We start from the raw sequence: 14,786 nt of genomic DNA on the forward strand, positions 1-14,786 counted from the left end.
ACGCCAAGGAGCATCCATGTCTGCCACCGTCCTACTCGTGCACGGCGCGTTCGCCGATGGATCGTCCTGGAACCAGGTCATCGCCCGGCTCCAGCGCCAGGGCATCACGGCGCGCGCCGTCGCCAATCCGCTGCGCGGACTCACCGCCGACGGCTCCTACGTCGCCGGCCTGATCGCGCAGACCGACGGCGACGTCGTGCTGGTCGGCCACAGCTACGGCGGCGCGGTCGCCACGTACGCGGCAAGCAACGCGACAAACGTCAAGGCGCTGGTGTTCGTCGGCGCCTTCGGCCTCGACCAGGGCGAGTCGGCGCAGACCGCGACCGGCGGCTACCCGGAACCGGACCTGATCGCGGCGCTGCGGCCGCAGGCCGTCCCGGGCAGCGACCTGCCGGAGCTCACCATCGACTCCGGGCGCTATCACGACGTGTTCGCCGCCGACCTGCCCGCCGATCAGGCCGCCCTGGGCGCCGCCACCCAGCGGCCGATCTCGGCGGCCGGGCTGGGCGAGCCGCTCGCGGTCGAACCGGCCTGGCGGCGGGTGCCCAGCTGGTGGGTGTTCGGCAGCGCGGACCGGTCGATCGATCCCGGCTACCAGCGCGACACCGCCACGAAGATCGGTGCCACCACCACCGAACTCGACGGTGGTTCGCACAGCATCGCCGTCTCACGCCCCGACGAGGTCGCCGCCGTGATCGCCGACGCCGTGCGTTCCCTCAGGTCCTGAGAGCCTGATCAGGTCGGCCAGGGTGAACGCGGCGGGCCGGGCCGGCTGCCATCGCGGTTGCCGGCCCAGGTAGCTCGCCGGATCGGCGCGCAGCAGACCGATCAGGACCTCGGCGACGATGCGAGCGCCGACCCGGCCGAGCCGATCACCGCCGCCTCGTTCTGTGACACCGCGGGCTGGGCGACCGGACCGAGCCCCCGGCTCAGCGGTGCCAGGCCCGCAGTTTGGCCGGATTCAGCACCACCCACACGGCCGTGACCTGGCTCTGAACGCAGGTCACGGCGATCACGGCGAGCGCCCGCCCGGCCCGGCGCAACACCAGCCCCGCCCGCCCGTTGACGCTCTGCACCGCCAGATCATTCCCGGGCAGCAGCGACCGCAGCAGCCAGGCCACCTCACCGGCTCCACGCAACGGCAGCAGCGGAGCAGGTACCCGCCCACCGCTGTCACACACCGCGACCACGTCCGGGCTCAGGACAGCCGCGATCGTCTCGGCGTCGCCGGTCCGGCAGGCCGCGGCGAGCCGGTGCACGACCTCGTCAGGACCGGGCATCGCCGGCCGGAACGGCCTCGATCGTCCGCACCCGGGCCCCCTGCCTCTCGCTGTCTCGAGTACAGACCGCGAGGGCGGCTATTTTGTGACAGCGACCGCAGCGCCGAGCTTGGCCGGGTTCATCATCCACAGCACCTGCTCGATGCCGTCCGCGGAGGCGTCGACGGTGACCACCCCGAGCAGCGTGTCACCGCGGCGCAGGACGGCCGCCGGCCACCCGTTGGCGGTCACCCATTGCACGTCGACGCCGTCCCAGTACCAGGACGAGAACGCCGCGATGAACGTCGCCACCCGCCCGGCACCCACGACGATCTTGCGGGCGATGTGCTTGGCGCCGTTGCCGTCGGAGACACTTGCCACGTCGGCGGCGAACAGCTGCTCCAACGCCTCGAGATCGCCGGAGCGGGCCGCCTCGAGGAAGGTCGCCAGCAGTTGGCGCTGCGCCGTCTCCGGCACCGGGATCTTCCGGTCGCCGGCCACGTGCTTGCGGGCCCGGCTGACCTGCTGGCGTACGGCCGCCTCGGTGGACTGCAGAATGTCGGCGATCTGAGCGTACGGATAGTCGAAGGCCTCCCGCAGCACGTACGCGGCCCGCTCCTGCGGGGTGAGCCGTTCCATCAGCATCAGCACCGCCAGATCCAGCGCCTCCCCGCGCTCGGCCCCCAGGAACGGATCGGCGCTGGTGTCGACCGGCTCGGGCAGCCACGGCCCGATGTAGACCTCGCGGCGCGCCCGCGCCGACTGCAGCTCGTTGATGGCCAGCCGGGTCGTGGTCGTGGCCAGGAACGCGCCCGGATTGTGCACCACGCTGCGGTCGGTGGCCTGCCAGCGCAACCAGACATCCTGCACCAGGTCCTCGGCCTCGGCGGCGCTGCCGAGCATGCGGTAGGCGATCCCGAACAGGCGCGGCCGCACCCCCGTGAAGATCGACGCTGCCTCGTCGAGATCCGCCATCGCCAGCCCCTTCAAGGTCGATTGCGACATCAGGTTAGCCCGCTGTCACAGATCCGGACCTTGCCCGGTCTCAGCTGCCGAAGGCAACCGAGAGTTGTGGAGGGCACATGAAAACAGATCAACTTCCGATTTGGTACGGCGTTGTGCCGACGCCCGCCCGGCGTCAGACCCGGTGCAGGCCGTCGAGGACCAGCGCCAGGTACGGCTGCACGCTCGTACCCCGGGCCTGGTCCTTGGGCAGTGCGCCGATCAGCGTGAGCAACTGGGTCGCGGTGACGTCCAGGCGCACGGCGCCCTCGCGGCGGGCCCGTTCGAACAGCTCGGCGAAGCCGGCTTTCATCGGCGCGCACGCGGTGGCCACCGGCGAGGTGTCGTCGGCCAGGGCCTCGCCGACGCGCGAGCTCATCCCGCGGTACTGCGCAGCGCTGCGGTCGTAGAGATCCAGCCAGGTGGTCAGCGCCGCCCACACGTCCGGCGCGTCGAGCAGCTCGCGGGCTTTCGCCTCCAACAGGTCGACGCGCTCCTGCATGATCGCCACGAACAGGTGCTCGCGCGCCGGGAAGTGCCGGTAGAGGGTGCCCTGGCCGACCCCGGCCTGCCGGGCGACCTCCTCGAACGGGACGTCGACCCCGGACCGGGCGTAGACGATCTTGCCGGCGGCCAGGATCGCCTCGTAGTTGCGCCGGGCGTCGGCACGCATCGGTTTGGTGTCGAAGGCCATGGCTGAACCTATCGCGATGCCGGTGACGACCAGCCGCGGGCGTGCGAACCACCGGGATAGCTGTTCGGCGATCCGAGCTGGGCGCGCCGGCTGGGTGGCTGCTTGCCGTTGACGTCCGCGAATCCGTAGGCGAGCGCGGCCTCCGCGCCGATCACCACCTGGCCGCTGTGGGCCATCAGGTCGGGGTCGCGGTACAGCGAGGCGATGACCATGCCGGTGAACGCCGGCGTCTCCGAGGTGTTGGCCCGGTCCTGGCCGTCGCCGAGGTCCGGGCGCAGCGCGAGCGCGCGTTCGGTGCTGGTGGGCCCGGGCCAGAGCGAGACCACGGCGACCCCGTAGGCACCGAAGTCCTGCGCCATGTCCCAGCTCATCTTGTCCAGGCCGGCCTTGGTCGCGCCGTAGGCCGGGTCGAGGTGATACGACACCGAGCCGTAGTAGGAGATGTTGACCACGAGGCCGCGCGCGGACTTCAGCAGCAGGCCGGCGGCCAGGTGCGTGCTCACGTACGCCGAACGCAGGCCGACCGTGATCTGGTCGGCCGCCTGCAGGCCCTTGGTCCAGAACGGGGGCGGCTCGGTGGCGTCCGCGGCCAGGATCGAGGCGTTGTTGACCAGCAGGTCGAGGTGGCCCTGCTCGTCGGCGACCCGGTCGAACAGGGCCCGGACCTGCTGGTCGTCGGCGTGATCGACGGCGACGGCGATGCCGCGGCCACCGGCCGCGGTGATCTCGTCGGCGGTCTGGCCGACCGTTCCCGGCAGCGGGTGGGACCCCGGCGTCACGGTCCTGCCGGTGACGTAGACGGTGGCGCCGCGCCGGCCCAGCTCGACGGCGATGCCCTTGCCGACTCCCCGGCTGCTGCCGGTGACGACGGCGACGACGCCGGACATGGTGTTGCTCATGGCTGCTGCCTCTCAGCATGCGATCCGGACACGCTGTCCGTTTACCTTCGCCAAAGATATGGACAGCGTGTCCGTTTGTCAATCGGGAGAGCCACGGCGGGGGACTACCGGGGATCGGCCGGGTGCACCCGGGGCAGCACGTCGAGCGAGGTCATGGCGATGCCGGTCAGCTGCTCGCGACCGATGCCGGCCTGCCCGAGCATCTCCATCCCCCGGGTCAGCGCGACGAAGAAGTCCGCCAGCGCCTCCGGATCCGCCGCGCTGTCGACCTCCCCGGAGCGCTGAGCCTCGACGATGCAGCCGCGATAGATCCCGGCGAGGTCGGTGAACGCCCGCAGCGCGGATCCGGCCACCTCGGCGTCGCCGTCGGCCAGCTCGATGGTGGCCTTGGCGACCAGCGAGCGCCGCCGCTCGGGGCCGCTCAACGTGATTGCGAGCTTCAGCAGGTGGGCCTTGATCCGTTCCAGCGGGGTGCTGTCACCTTCGGCGAAGGCCTCCTCGACCGCGGCCACCGCATCGGCGGTCTCGGAGGTCAGCGCGCGCAGGAACAGGTCCCGCTTGGCGCCGAAGGCGTTGTACAGGCTCTGCTTGCCCAGGCCGGTCGCGGACACCAGGTCCTCCAGCGTGGTGGCGGCATAGCCCTTCTGGGCGAACACCTCGCCGGCCGTGGCAACCACATCGGTCTCGGTGAACGTCCGGCGGCGACCCATGGCGGCACCGTACCAGTAATTGACCGGACGTTCCAGAAAAGGAGGGTGACGTTGGTGATAGTTGACCGGATGGTCAAGTACTGCTGTAGTTGAACGCATGGTCAAAAACGTGGAGTACAGCTCGAACATGGTCGGCAAACGCGTCCTGGTCACCGGCGGCACCCGGGGGATCGGGGCGGCCGTCGTGCGGCAGTTCCTGCAGGCCGGGGCGAGTGTCGCGGTCACCTCCCGCACGCCGGTCGACGATCTGCCCAACGGCGTCGTGCACGTCGCCGCCGACCTCGGCACCGTCGCCGGCGCCCAGCACGTCGCCGAGCAGGCCGTCGCGGCGCTGGGCGGACTGGACGTCCTGATCAACAACGCCGGTGCGGCGCAGGCCTACCCGCAGGGCGTCGCGGCGATCCCGGACCAGGCGTGGCTCGACTCGACCGGCATCAACTTCCTGAGCTCCATCCGGCTGACCAACGCGCTGCTGCCGGCGCTGACCGGCGGCACCGAGCCGGCGATCGTCAACATCTCGTCGAGCGCCACGCTCAGCGTCATTCCGTCGCTGGCGCACTACGCGGCGGCCAAGGCCGCCCTGGAGTCCTACACCCGAGCGCTGGCCGCCGAACTGGCGCCGCGGGGCGTCCGGGTCAACGTCGTCGTGCCCGGCACGGTCGCCACCGACGGCGGCGACCAGGTGCGCCGCGACATCGGCGACGCGTTCGGGATCCCGTTCGAGAGGATGAACGCCGGAGCCCTGCTGGGGCGGATGGGCCGGCCCGAGGACATCGCCGAAGCCGTGTTCTTCCTGGCCTCCGGCCGCGCGCAGTGGATCACCGGCAGCACGCTGGTGGTGGACGGCGGCGACCAGGTCCGCTGAGCACCCGATACGGCACGGCCCACCCGGGCCGTGCCGTGGCGCGGCTCAGACCGTGGCCATGCCCACCATCGCCGCACTGCGCTCCCACAGTCGGGCGGCCAGCTGCAGGTCCTTGACCTGCGGGTTGGGCCGTTTCGCCGGCTTGCCGCGCTCGTAGTACTCGCCGGATCGCCAGTCCTGGCCGGCCGTCGTCGTGGCCAGCCACACCAGCTGCTCGGCGCCCTTTTCCGGCGAGCCCATGAACAGCCGGCGCAGCCCGCTGCCGTAGACGAACCGCATCGCGCTCGTGGTGTCCGAGGCGAAGCTGGTGGCGATCAACCCGGGGTGAAAGGCCGCCGCGGACAGCCCCCGGTCGTGGAAGCGCTCGTGCAGCTCCCGGGTGAACAGGATGTTCATCAGCTTCGCGTCCCCGTAAGCCTTGTTCGGCGAGAAATTCCGGTCGTTGTTCAGGTCGTCGAGGTCGAGGTGGCCGAACAGCTTGGACCCGACGCTGGAGGTCTGGATGACCGACGCCCGCCCGGCCAGCAGCCGCTCCAGCAGCAGGTTGGTGAGCAGGAACGGCGACAGATGGTTGACCTGCAGCGTCTTCTCGAAGCCGTCGACCGTGCGCGCCGGGTCACCGAAGACCCCACCGGCGTTGTTGACCAGCACGTCGATGCGGGGACAGGCGTCCAGCAGCTCGCCGGCCAGCCGCCGGACATCGTCGAAGCGGGTGTAGTCGACCAGGAAGTGAGCGGCGCCGAGCTCGTCCGCGACCGCCCGGGTCTTCTGCGGCGAGCGGCCCACGACAACCACGGTGTGACCGTCGGCGTGCAGCCGTCTCGCGGCGGCGGCGCCGATGCCGTCGCTGGCACCGGTGATGATGATGGTTTTGGGCATGGCGCTACTCCAGATGTCGTGCTCAGTAATAAGACGTGCGGTCAGCCAGGCAGGGCGCTGGCGGCGGCCTCCAGCGTCGCCAGCAGTCGGAGCGCGTCCTCCGAGGGGGATCCGCGTTCGGCGGTGATCAGGCCGAGCAACTGTTCGGGGTCGTCGGCGAGCATGACCGCCTCGTACCCCAGAACGAGGTCGCCGACGAGTGGATGGTGATACCGCTTCGTGCCATGGGTCCGCTGGTAGACGTCATGATCGGCCCACCAGCGGCGGAAGTCGTCGTCGCGCACCGAAAGCTCGCCGATCAGCTCGGCCAGCAGCGGATCGTAGGGGTAGGCCCCGGCATGCAGGTGCAGGGTCGCCACCATGCCCCGCGCCGCGTCGTCCCAGTCGACGTAGAGGCCGCGGGCCGCCTCGTCGAGAAAGACGAAGCGCGCCATGTTGCGATCCCGCCGGGGCAGCGCGTCGAAGTCGGTGAACAGCGCGCGACCCAGGTCGTTGACGGCCAGCACGTCGGTGCGGTGCCCCAGCACGATGGCCGGGGTGTCGGTGAGAGCGTCGAGCAGCCGGCGCAGACCCGGACGGACCTGCTGGCGCGGCAGCGGGCGGGGCCGCGACCGGGAACGCCCCGGCGCGGCGAGCGTGAACAGGTGCTTGCGCTCCAGGTCGTTGAGCGACAACGCGCGGGCGACCGCGCTCAGCACCGCCTCGGAGGCGTTGGCGGCCCGGCCACGTTCGAGCCGGATGTAATAGTCGACGCTGACCCCGGCCAGCCGAGCCACCTCCTCGCGGCGCAGCCCCGGCACCCGCCGCGACCCGGCCCGCTGCGGCAACCCGGCCTGCTCCGGCGTGATCCGGGCTCGCCGCGAGCGCAGGAACTCGCCGATCTCGGCCTGCGCCGCGCGGCCACCGGAAGTGTCGGTCATGCACACAACGCTAGGTCGGTCAGCCGGTGCCGTACAGAGATCAGGGGGGCACTGACAAACCCTCCAAAACCCGATTTGCGTACGTCGTGCGAACGGAACCGCCGCAGCGGCTCAACCGTCGAGCAGCACCGTGGCGAGGCTCTGCGCGGTGAGATTGCGGCCGGAGACCACCGCGACCACGGGACGGTCGGTGGGGACGAGACCGGCGAGAACCGCGGCCGCCGCTGCCGCGCCGGATCCCTCGGCGACGATGCCGCGTTCCAGCGCGAGGTGTCGCATGGCGGCGCGGATCTGCGGCTCGGTCACGGTGACCAGCTGGTGCACGTGCTCGGCGACCAGGCCGATGGTGATCGAGCCGGGTTCGATGTTGCCGCCCATGCCGTCGGCGAGCGTGGGCCCGACCTCGACGTCGACCTGCCGGCCGGCGGCGACCGCGGCCGACACGGCCCGGGAGGCGGCGGCTTCCACCCCGACGACCCGTACGCCGGACTGGTTTTTTGCCCAAAGGCCGAGGCCGGAGGCGAGGCCGCCACCGCCGACCCCGCACACGACGGTCATCGGGCCCGGCAGTTGATCGGCCAGCTCGAAGCCGATGCTCGCCTGCCCGGCGATGACGGCGGCATCGTTGTACGGCGAGACGAACCGCGCCCCCTCGGCGGCCAGTCGCAGAGCATGCCGCTCGGCGTCGTCGTAGCTGGTGCCGACCTGGACCAGATCGGCGCCCAGCGCCTTGAGCGCGGCGACCTTGGCCGGCGACGCGGTGGTGGCGGTGACGATCGTGGCGGTGCGCCCGAGTCGCTGTGCCGCCCAGGCCAGGCCGAGTCCGTGGTTGCCGGCCGAGGCGGTGACGACGGGGACGTCGGCCGGGATCGCGGCGAGGGCGGTCAGCGCGCCGCGGACCTTGAACGAGCCGGTGGGCTGCAGGCTCTCCACCTTGTACGCCGGGTCGCGCCCGACCAGCGGGGTGGCGGGCAGCGTCGCACGCACCAGCGTCCACGCCTTCCGCAGGTCCGCCCAGGTCGGGGCGGTGATCTCGCGCAGGGTCATCGTGCTGTCTCTTTCGTGCGCAGGGCTCGCCGGCATGGCTCCAGTCTGATTTCGTACGCTCGTCGGGGAAACCTGTTGAGGTGATGCTGAGAGAAGGCTTTTCCGATGCTCAAGACGCATCGTCTGCACCTGCTGGTGGCGCTCGCGCAGACCGGCTCGATCGCGTCGGCGGCCCGCTCCCTCGGGTGCAGCGCCGCGGCGGCCTCGGAACAGCTCACCGCGCTGGAGCAGGACACCGGCGCGCAACTGCTGGAACGCCGCCCGCGCAGCGTGCGCCTGACCGCGGCCGGCGAGCTGCTCGTCGAGCACGCCCGGCGGATCCTGGCGGACCTGGAGACGGCGGCGCAGGCGGTCGCGGCGGCCGGAGCCGCCGGCCAGGCCCGGCTGCGGGTCGGCGCGTTCGCCACCGCGGCACGCCGCCTGGCGGTGCCCGCCCTGGCGACGCTGCGCCGCCGCCACCCGCGGCTGCAACTGAGCTTCGTCGAGATCGAACCGGAGGCGGCGCTGCCGGCGGTGCGGGCCGGGGAGATCGACCTGGCGGTGACCCATCGGTACGCCGGATTCGCCGAACCGGACCTGCGGGCGCTGACCCAGGTGCCCCTGTTCACCGAGCCGCTGGTGCTCGCCGTGCCGGCCGGGCTCGGCCCGGTCGAGGGATCCGCGGTGAAACTCGGCGCCTACGCGGCGGCGGACTGGGTCGCCAACCGCGCGGACCAGGGCTTTCAGGCCGTGACGGAGACGGCGGCCCGGCTGGCCGGATTCGAGCCCCGCATCACCTGCCGGGTGGACAGCTACCACGTCGTGCTCGACCTGGTGGCGGCCGGGATGGGGGTGGCGCTGGTGCCCCGGACCGCTGCCGCACCACGATCAGGCCTGAGGCTGCTGACCGTCTCCGCGCCGCGCAACCTGGCCCGCAACGTACAGATGACCACCCGTACCGCGGACCACTCGCCGGCGGTCGCCGAACTGTCCCGCGAGCTGACCCGCCGCGCGGCCACGATAGCGGCCGCCAAGACCGCAGCCAGGTAGGTACGCCGTTGGTGGCCCGTTCGGCTACTCTCGCCCTGGTGCCCTGGGAGCAGACGGAGGAGCGACACTGAATTCCACGACCCCAGCACCGGCGACCCCAGCACCGGCGACCCCAGCACCGGCGACCCGGCCCCGCGGCCCCGTTCTGGCGCTGTTCGCCGGCATCGCCCTGGTCGCCGTAGTCACCGACCAGGTGATCAAGCAACTGTCCGTGGCGAATCTGGACCCCAACCAGCCCGTCCGCATCCTCGGTGGCCTGATCTACCTGTCGTTGGCCCACAACAGCGGGGCGGCGTTCAGCCTGGGTAGCAACTACACGTTCATCTTTCCGCTGATCACCGTCGTCGTGATCGGCTGGATCGGCTGGATGGCGCTCAGCCTCCGGTCCGTGCCGTGGGCCGTGTCGCTCGGCCTGGTGCTCGGCGGGGCGATCGGCAACCTCGGCGACCGGCTGTTCCGGGCCCCCGGATTCCTGCACGGACAGGTGGTCGACATGATCAGCGCCTTCGCGCCGGGCGGCGAGAAGTTCGCGATCTTCAATGTCGCTGACAGCTGCCTGACCATCGGCGTCCTCCTGGCCGTCCTACTCGAACTCACCGGCCGCAAACGCGACGGCAGCCGCAGCAGCCGCGGCGCCGACACCTCTGCCGGCAGCCTCGGTCGGCGACCCGACGGTGATCCCGGATCGCCAGCTCGCTGAGCTCTTCCGTCCTCGCCCTGGCAGACGACGCGTGCACCTCGTCACCGATCTCGGTCCAGATGACCCTGGAGACCCTGGCCGCACAACTGACCGCCGCGGATGCCGAGTAACCCCGGTCCGGTGGCAGCCGGTCAGTCCTCGAACTCCAGGCCGATCTGCCCGTCGCTGACACCTTGGTACCAGGACGCATCACGGGTGAGGATGTCCACGCCCGCCGTCAGGGCGAGCAGGGCAGCAGACGCGCGGTCGGCACCGTCAACGATGGCGTTCATCGCGGCCAGGGCCAACCAATCGGCCGGATCATCAGAGATGACGAAGACGGCGGGATGTTCGACCAGGATCTGCAACAGGCCGGTCTCGAGGAGCCCGTTCTCGTGCGCGGCCCGGACCAGGCAGGGGAGCGGCAGCAGAACCGCGCCATGCTCCTCGTCGATCTCCGCGATCAGCTCACCGACCGCGACCGAGCCGCGGATCCAGGCAGCGACGGCGGACGCGTCGAGGACAAGGCGTTCGGTGCGCGGACCGTCAGTCACGCGGCCGCGGCACGCGGCGTCCGCAACCGAGCAAGGAACTCGGCGCGGCCGGCAAGATCGCGGCGCTCGTCCGCCTCACGCAGACGCTGACCGGCACGGGCCTTACCTTCCTCGGTGATCGGCACCCCGCGCTCGACCAGGATCTCCGTAATGCTGCGCGAGGCGCTGGTGTCCTGTTCCATGAGTCCGAGAATAGCCCGGGCGGCATATCAGGTACAGGCGCCGCACAGCGGGCCCAGCCGGTGCCCCTTTCCTGGACCTATTTCTGTACGGTCGGCTTCATGGCGACAGAACCAGCGCAGCGACGCCCAGAGGTGTCAGCGGGCATGGCTGCCGCCCGCAGCAGAGGCGTACGACTGGGCCGGCCCGCGGCCGCGCTCCCGGCCGCAGCCGTACGGGTCGCCGAGCTTCGCGATCAGGGCTTGTCGCTGGCCGCCATCGCCGGCACGCTGCAGGCCGAACAGGTGCGCACCCTCTCCGGCCACGGCTCGTGGGCCAAGAGCAGCGTGCAAACGCCGTTGGGGGTCATCCGAGCGCGACGACGATCAGCCGCAGCGACCCGACGCCGACGCCTTTGCCGGGCTCCCGACGCCCTCCAGGATCGACATCCGTGCCACCGACCGGGAGCGGCTGCTGATCCTGTGCGCCCTGCGTCACCCGGAGCTCGGCCGCATCGACGGGTCATTGCTCGCCCGCACCGCGCAAACACCCCAGGCGCTCGACCACTGGTACAACGCCGAGATCGGCGAGCAGTCGCCCAAGGCCGACAAGGCACGCCGCATCCTCGAATGGGCCCTCGGTGACGCCGGTGCCCAACATCAGGCCGAGGACTTCCTCGGACAGCAACTTGCGGCAGCCGCCACCGCGGACGCCCAGCTGACCACCGTCCTGGACCCGGACTATCCCGCCAACCTGCGGATGGTCCCCGACGCGCCGCCGTTCCTGTTCCACCGCGGACACCTCGACATCTCCGATGCGCGCTCAATCGCCGTGGTCGGCACCCGCGAGGCAACCGCGGACGGCCGGGCCCGGGCCGCGCGCATGGCCCGCGGCCTCAGCGACGCCGGCATCGTGATCGTCTCCGGACTCGCCCGTGGCATCGACACCGTCGCCCACACCACTGTGCTCGACTGCGACCATCGCACCGTCGCGGTCATCGGCGCCGGAATCGCCGCCAAGGTCTATCCACCCGAGAACACGCCCCTGGCCGACCGCATCATCAACGGCGGCGGCGTCGTGGTCTCGCAGTTCTGGCCGACCGACCCACCCGAGCAGTGGCGCTTTCCCGCCCGCAACATCACCATGTCGGGATACACCCAGGGAACAGTCGTGATCGAGGCGTCTTCCACCTCAGGCGCCAAGCTGCAGGCTCAATCCGCACGCCGCCATGCCAGAACCGTCTTCCTGCTGCGCTCGCTCGCCACAGCGCAGCCATGGGCCCGCCAGATGATCGCGGACGCTCGCACTGAGCTGCTGCGACCGCAGCAGCTCGACCTCATCGAGCAGCAGCCGGCGGACAGCGAACTGCCGCTGGCCGTCGTCGAGGTCGCCGACATCGACGACGTCATCACACGCGTTGCCGACGCCGACGCTGTGCGCGCCGCCGCCGATCTGCGCCACGAACTTGTCTACGCCTGGCCGGCCGCATAATGACCTACCCGGTCGCCGCTGGACGGCCCCCCGGGTATCCCCGCCACCGAAGACATCCACGGCTGCTGGCCCATCTACCCGAACGCACTATCATCGGGCGCTCGAAGGGCGGGGCCGACATGGACATCGACGGGTTCTGGGCGATCATCGAGGGTTCGAGGCGGGGCACCGATCCGGCTGCGCGGGGTGAGCGGATCACGCAGACGCTGGCCGGGCTGAGTGTGGCGGATCTGCTCGACTTCCACGATCACCTCGACGAGCAGATGGGCCGGGTGGACGGTGACCTGATGGGCGAGGCCGCCGCTTTGATCCTGTGCGGCTGCGGCGACGACAGTTTCTGCCGGTTCCAGGCATGGCTGGTCGGTCTGGGCCGAAGCACCCTGGACCGGGTGGCCGGCGACCCCGACCTGCTGGCCGACGAGCCCGAGGTGCGGCGGCTGGCCGAACGGCATCCGCGGGACTGGCCGGACGAGGAGTACCCGTGGTTCGAGGAGCTCGAGTTCGCCGCTGTCCACGAGTACGAGCGGCGTGAACTGGATCCGAAGGACATCTACGCCGCGGTGAGGGCACGCGATTCCGAAAGTTCCGTGTCGCGCCGGGGCGACGAGGAGGTCTATCTCGATCCGGATGTGGCGTTGCCCCGGCTGACTGCCATGTTCGGGGGCCGGATGTGGGATTGATCGGGCCGGCAACGACCGCAGCGCTCGGCCGCCGGACGCCTCGGCATGACCCTGGGAAGGGGGCCGGCGGGGGGTGTGGCCGTTGCAGGGGGTCCGCTACGACGAGCGGGTTTTGGGTGATCCGTGCCCCGGAGCGGGCCGGAATGCGCTGAGATGGGCTCAACTGAGGAGCGCGGCGGCCGATGCGGGACGGTGTAGGTTCGGCTGTTCGAGATCCTGACGCTGCGAGGGGACAAGGTGCCCGGGCCCGAGCGATCACGAGTTCCGCACGAGGTGGCCGTCGAGCTGGCCTACCAGTTGGTCGAGGCCGCGCAGGGCCACCACGACGCGGACCGGGTCGAGAGCGCCGAGCATGAGGCCACCGAGCAGGGCTGGGACGACGTCCTTCTGCTGTTGCAGTTCGCCCGGTCCCTGGCCGGCCTGGAGGACGGTGCGGACGACACCGCGCACGTGGACGCCATGCTCACCATCGCGGGCCGGCTGCCGGAGCGCTCGCTGCTCGCCCTGGCCACGGCGGTGAAGGCGGCCCGCGCCGCCGACCGCCGCGGCAGCACCACCACCCGGGCCGAGTCCGCGGCCCGTCTGCTCGTGGAGGCCGTGGTCACCCTCGACGACCCCGGCCCGCAGGAACCGGTCGTGCACCGGGTCGCCGCGTTGATCGAGGTCGGCAACGTCGCCCACGAGCTCGGCTTCTGGGAACTGGCGCTGGACTACTTCACCCTCGCCGAACAGGCCCTGGCCGGCGAGACGTCCGGGCGCTGGAGCGACACCGCCCGCAGGCAGCAGCTGGTCGTCACGATCAACCGTTGCGAACTGGTCCTCGACTGGGCCTGCGCCCTGGCCGCCATCGGCGAGTGGGAGCAGGCCGGCGTGCTGGCCGCGACCGCGCTGACCGACCGCGACCCCACCGACGCGGACTGGCCGCCGAGCTGGGTCGATCAGTACCACGGCCAGCAGCACCTGAACGCCGCGCTCGCCGCGACCGGTGCACCGCCGCCGCCGGTTCCCGCCAATATCACGGCGCTCGGCGCCGCGATCCGGGCCGCCCGGGCCGGCGACCACGGCCGGGCGGCCGCCCTCGCCGACGGTCCCGCCACCCACGTCGAGGTGCACCTGCCGGGCAGTGCTCACCTGCTCGCCCTGAGCCTGGCCGCGAAACAGCCCGGGACCACGCCGGCCGCGATCCGCTACGGCGACCAGCTGGCCGCGCTGCGCTGGAACGACCGGCTCGACCGCATGGACGTCATGCGCGACGCGATCGCCGTCGGGCGGCGCCGCCGTGACCACGAACAGCTGCGCCGCGACTTCGTCATCGACGAACTGACCGGGCTGGCCAACCGGCGCGGCTACCAGGCCTACCTGGCCGCCGTCGGCGAACCGGCCGGCCGGGAACCGGAGCGCGACACCCGGTGCGCGGTGCTGATGGTCGACGTCGACCACTTCAAGGCGGTCAACGACGGTTTCGGCCACGACGTCGGCGACCTCGTGCTGGCCGACCTGGGCCGGATCCTCGGCGCGCAGGTCCGCCAGAGCGACCTGGCCGCGCGCCTGGGCGGCGACGAATTCGTGATCATCCTGGCCGACACGAACGCCGGCAGCGCGGAGAGTTGCGCCACGCGCATCCTGCAGGCGGTGCTGGCCCATCCGTGGCACGAGCTGGCGGACGGCCTGACCGTGTCGATCAGTATCGGCGTCCACCACGGCCGGCATCACGAGCTGCCCGAGGTCCTGCATCACGCCGACAAGAACCTGTACCGGGCGAAGAATCACGGTCGCGGCCGCTTCGCCGCCACCGTCTGACCTGCGTTGATAGATCACCGTAGTGACCGGCCGCACAAGTCCTTCAGTTTTGAAATAACTCGGGTGGGGGTGTGGTTGTGGAGGTCAGCGGCCCACAAAGGACCGCGAAGATCAAGGAG

The 14,786-nt window shown here is 71.2% G+C and carries 18 protein-coding genes; 7 read left to right on the top strand and 11 right to left on the bottom strand.

Translation table 11 applies throughout. The features are described 5' to 3' along the window. The first annotated feature begins 16 nt into the window (after window positions 1-16). A complete protein-coding gene (locus L3i22_RS21320; RefSeq protein ID WP_221328713.1) occupies window positions 17-727 on the top strand; it encodes an alpha/beta fold hydrolase in 711 nt (236 codons plus the stop codon). A 202-nt stretch (window positions 728-929) separates the two neighbouring features. Here the strand turns inward: L3i22_RS21320 and L3i22_RS21325 are convergent, their stop codons facing one another. From L3i22_RS21325 to L3i22_RS21345, 5 genes are all read right to left on the bottom strand, one after another. Continuing rightward, window positions 930-1,280 carry a siderophore-interacting protein gene (locus L3i22_RS21325; protein WP_221328714.1) on the bottom strand — a complete coding sequence of 117 codons (351 nt, stop codon included), beginning with the start codon at window positions 1,278-1,280 and terminating at the stop codon, window positions 930-932. 78 nt (window positions 1,281-1,358) lie between these two features. Further along, a complete protein-coding gene (locus L3i22_RS21330; RefSeq protein ID WP_221328715.1) occupies window positions 1,359-2,234 on the bottom strand; it encodes an RNA polymerase sigma-70 factor in 876 nt (291 codons plus the stop codon). 163 nt (window positions 2,235-2,397) lie between these two features. After that, a complete protein-coding gene (locus L3i22_RS21335; protein ID WP_221328716.1) occupies window positions 2,398-2,955 on the bottom strand; it encodes a TetR/AcrR family transcriptional regulator in 558 nt (185 codons plus the stop codon). Window positions 2,956-2,963: 8 nt separating this feature from the next. Next, the gene (locus tag L3i22_RS21340) at window positions 2,964-3,854 is read right to left on the bottom strand and encodes an SDR family NAD(P)-dependent oxidoreductase (protein WP_221328717.1); all 891 of its coding nucleotides are present in this window, start codon (window positions 3,852-3,854) and stop codon (window positions 2,964-2,966) included. 104 nt (window positions 3,855-3,958) lie between these two features. Beyond that, entirely contained in the window at window positions 3,959-4,564 is a 606-nt protein-coding gene (locus L3i22_RS21345; protein ID WP_255658465.1) for a TetR/AcrR family transcriptional regulator, read from the bottom strand. A 97-nt stretch (window positions 4,565-4,661) separates the two neighbouring features. Here L3i22_RS21345 and L3i22_RS21350 point away from each other — a divergent pair, with 97 nt between their 5' ends. Next, entirely contained in the window at window positions 4,662-5,429 is a 768-nt protein-coding gene (locus L3i22_RS21350) for an oxidoreductase (protein ID WP_221328719.1), read from the top strand. 45 nt (window positions 5,430-5,474) lie between these two features. Here the strand turns inward: L3i22_RS21350 and L3i22_RS21355 are convergent, their stop codons facing one another. From L3i22_RS21355 to L3i22_RS21365, 3 genes are all read right to left on the bottom strand, one after another. Then, entirely contained in the window at window positions 5,475-6,308 is an 834-nt protein-coding gene (locus tag L3i22_RS21355; RefSeq protein WP_221328720.1) for an SDR family NAD(P)-dependent oxidoreductase, read from the bottom strand. Window positions 6,309-6,349: 41 nt separating this feature from the next. Further along, entirely contained in the window at window positions 6,350-7,228 is an 879-nt protein-coding gene (locus tag L3i22_RS21360) for a helix-turn-helix domain-containing protein (protein ID WP_221328721.1), read from the bottom strand. 111 nt (window positions 7,229-7,339) lie between these two features. Further along, window positions 7,340-8,311 carry a threonine/serine dehydratase gene (locus L3i22_RS21365; RefSeq protein ID WP_221328722.1) on the bottom strand — a complete coding sequence of 324 codons (972 nt, stop codon included), beginning with the start codon at window positions 8,309-8,311 and terminating at the stop codon, window positions 7,340-7,342. A gap of 69 nt (window positions 8,312-8,380) precedes the next feature. On the opposite strand from L3i22_RS21365, the gene L3i22_RS21370 reads away from it, so the two are divergent. Then, a complete protein-coding gene (locus L3i22_RS21370) occupies window positions 8,381-9,304 on the top strand; it encodes a LysR substrate-binding domain-containing protein (RefSeq protein ID WP_221328723.1) in 924 nt (307 codons plus the stop codon). A gap of 43 nt (window positions 9,305-9,347) precedes the next feature. After that, complete coding sequence (gene lspA, locus L3i22_RS21375; protein ID WP_221330079.1) at window positions 9,348-10,004, top strand: signal peptidase II; 657 nt, start codon at window positions 9,348-9,350, stop codon at window positions 10,002-10,004. 131 nt (window positions 10,005-10,135) lie between these two features. Here the strand turns inward: lspA and L3i22_RS21380 are convergent, their stop codons facing one another. The 3 genes from L3i22_RS21380 to L3i22_RS21390 form a co-directional block, all read right to left on the bottom strand. Then, window positions 10,136-10,537: a hypothetical protein gene (locus L3i22_RS21380; protein ID WP_221328724.1), complete on the bottom strand. Its 402-nt coding sequence runs from the start codon at window positions 10,535-10,537 to the stop codon at window positions 10,136-10,138. Then, window positions 10,534-10,719 carry a hypothetical protein gene (locus tag L3i22_RS21385; protein WP_221328725.1) on the bottom strand — a complete coding sequence of 62 codons (186 nt, stop codon included), beginning with the start codon at window positions 10,717-10,719 and terminating at the stop codon, window positions 10,534-10,536. Before L3i22_RS21385 ends, L3i22_RS21380 begins: the two co-directional genes overlap by 4 nt. Before the next feature lie 135 nt (window positions 10,720-10,854). Next, on the bottom strand, window positions 10,855-11,022 hold the full coding sequence (locus L3i22_RS21390) for a hypothetical protein (RefSeq protein WP_221328726.1): 168 nt from the start codon (window positions 11,020-11,022) through the stop codon (window positions 10,855-10,857). A gap of 199 nt (window positions 11,023-11,221) precedes the next feature. Between L3i22_RS21390 and L3i22_RS21395 the strand changes: the two genes are divergently transcribed. The 3 genes from L3i22_RS21395 to L3i22_RS21405 all read left to right on the top strand — a co-directional run bounded on the left by L3i22_RS21395 (window position 11,222) and on the right by L3i22_RS21405 (window position 14,667). Next, on the top strand, window positions 11,222-12,187 hold the full coding sequence (locus tag L3i22_RS21395) for a DNA-processing protein DprA (protein ID WP_221328727.1): 966 nt from the start codon (window positions 11,222-11,224) through the stop codon (window positions 12,185-12,187). Between the two features lie 119 nt (window positions 12,188-12,306). Continuing rightward, entirely contained in the window at window positions 12,307-12,867 is a 561-nt protein-coding gene (locus tag L3i22_RS21400) for a DUF4240 domain-containing protein (protein WP_221328728.1), read from the top strand. A 237-nt stretch (window positions 12,868-13,104) separates the two neighbouring features. Next, window positions 13,105-14,667, top strand: coding sequence for a diguanylate cyclase (locus tag L3i22_RS21405; protein WP_221328729.1), 1,563 nt, complete (start codon window positions 13,105-13,107; stop codon window positions 14,665-14,667). The last annotated feature ends 119 nt before the right edge of the window (window positions 14,668-14,786 follow it).

Origin of the sequence: Actinoplanes sp. L3-i22, from assembly GCF_019704555.1 — a bacterium.
Lineage (GTDB): Bacteria > Actinomycetota > Actinomycetes > Mycobacteriales > Micromonosporaceae > Actinoplanes.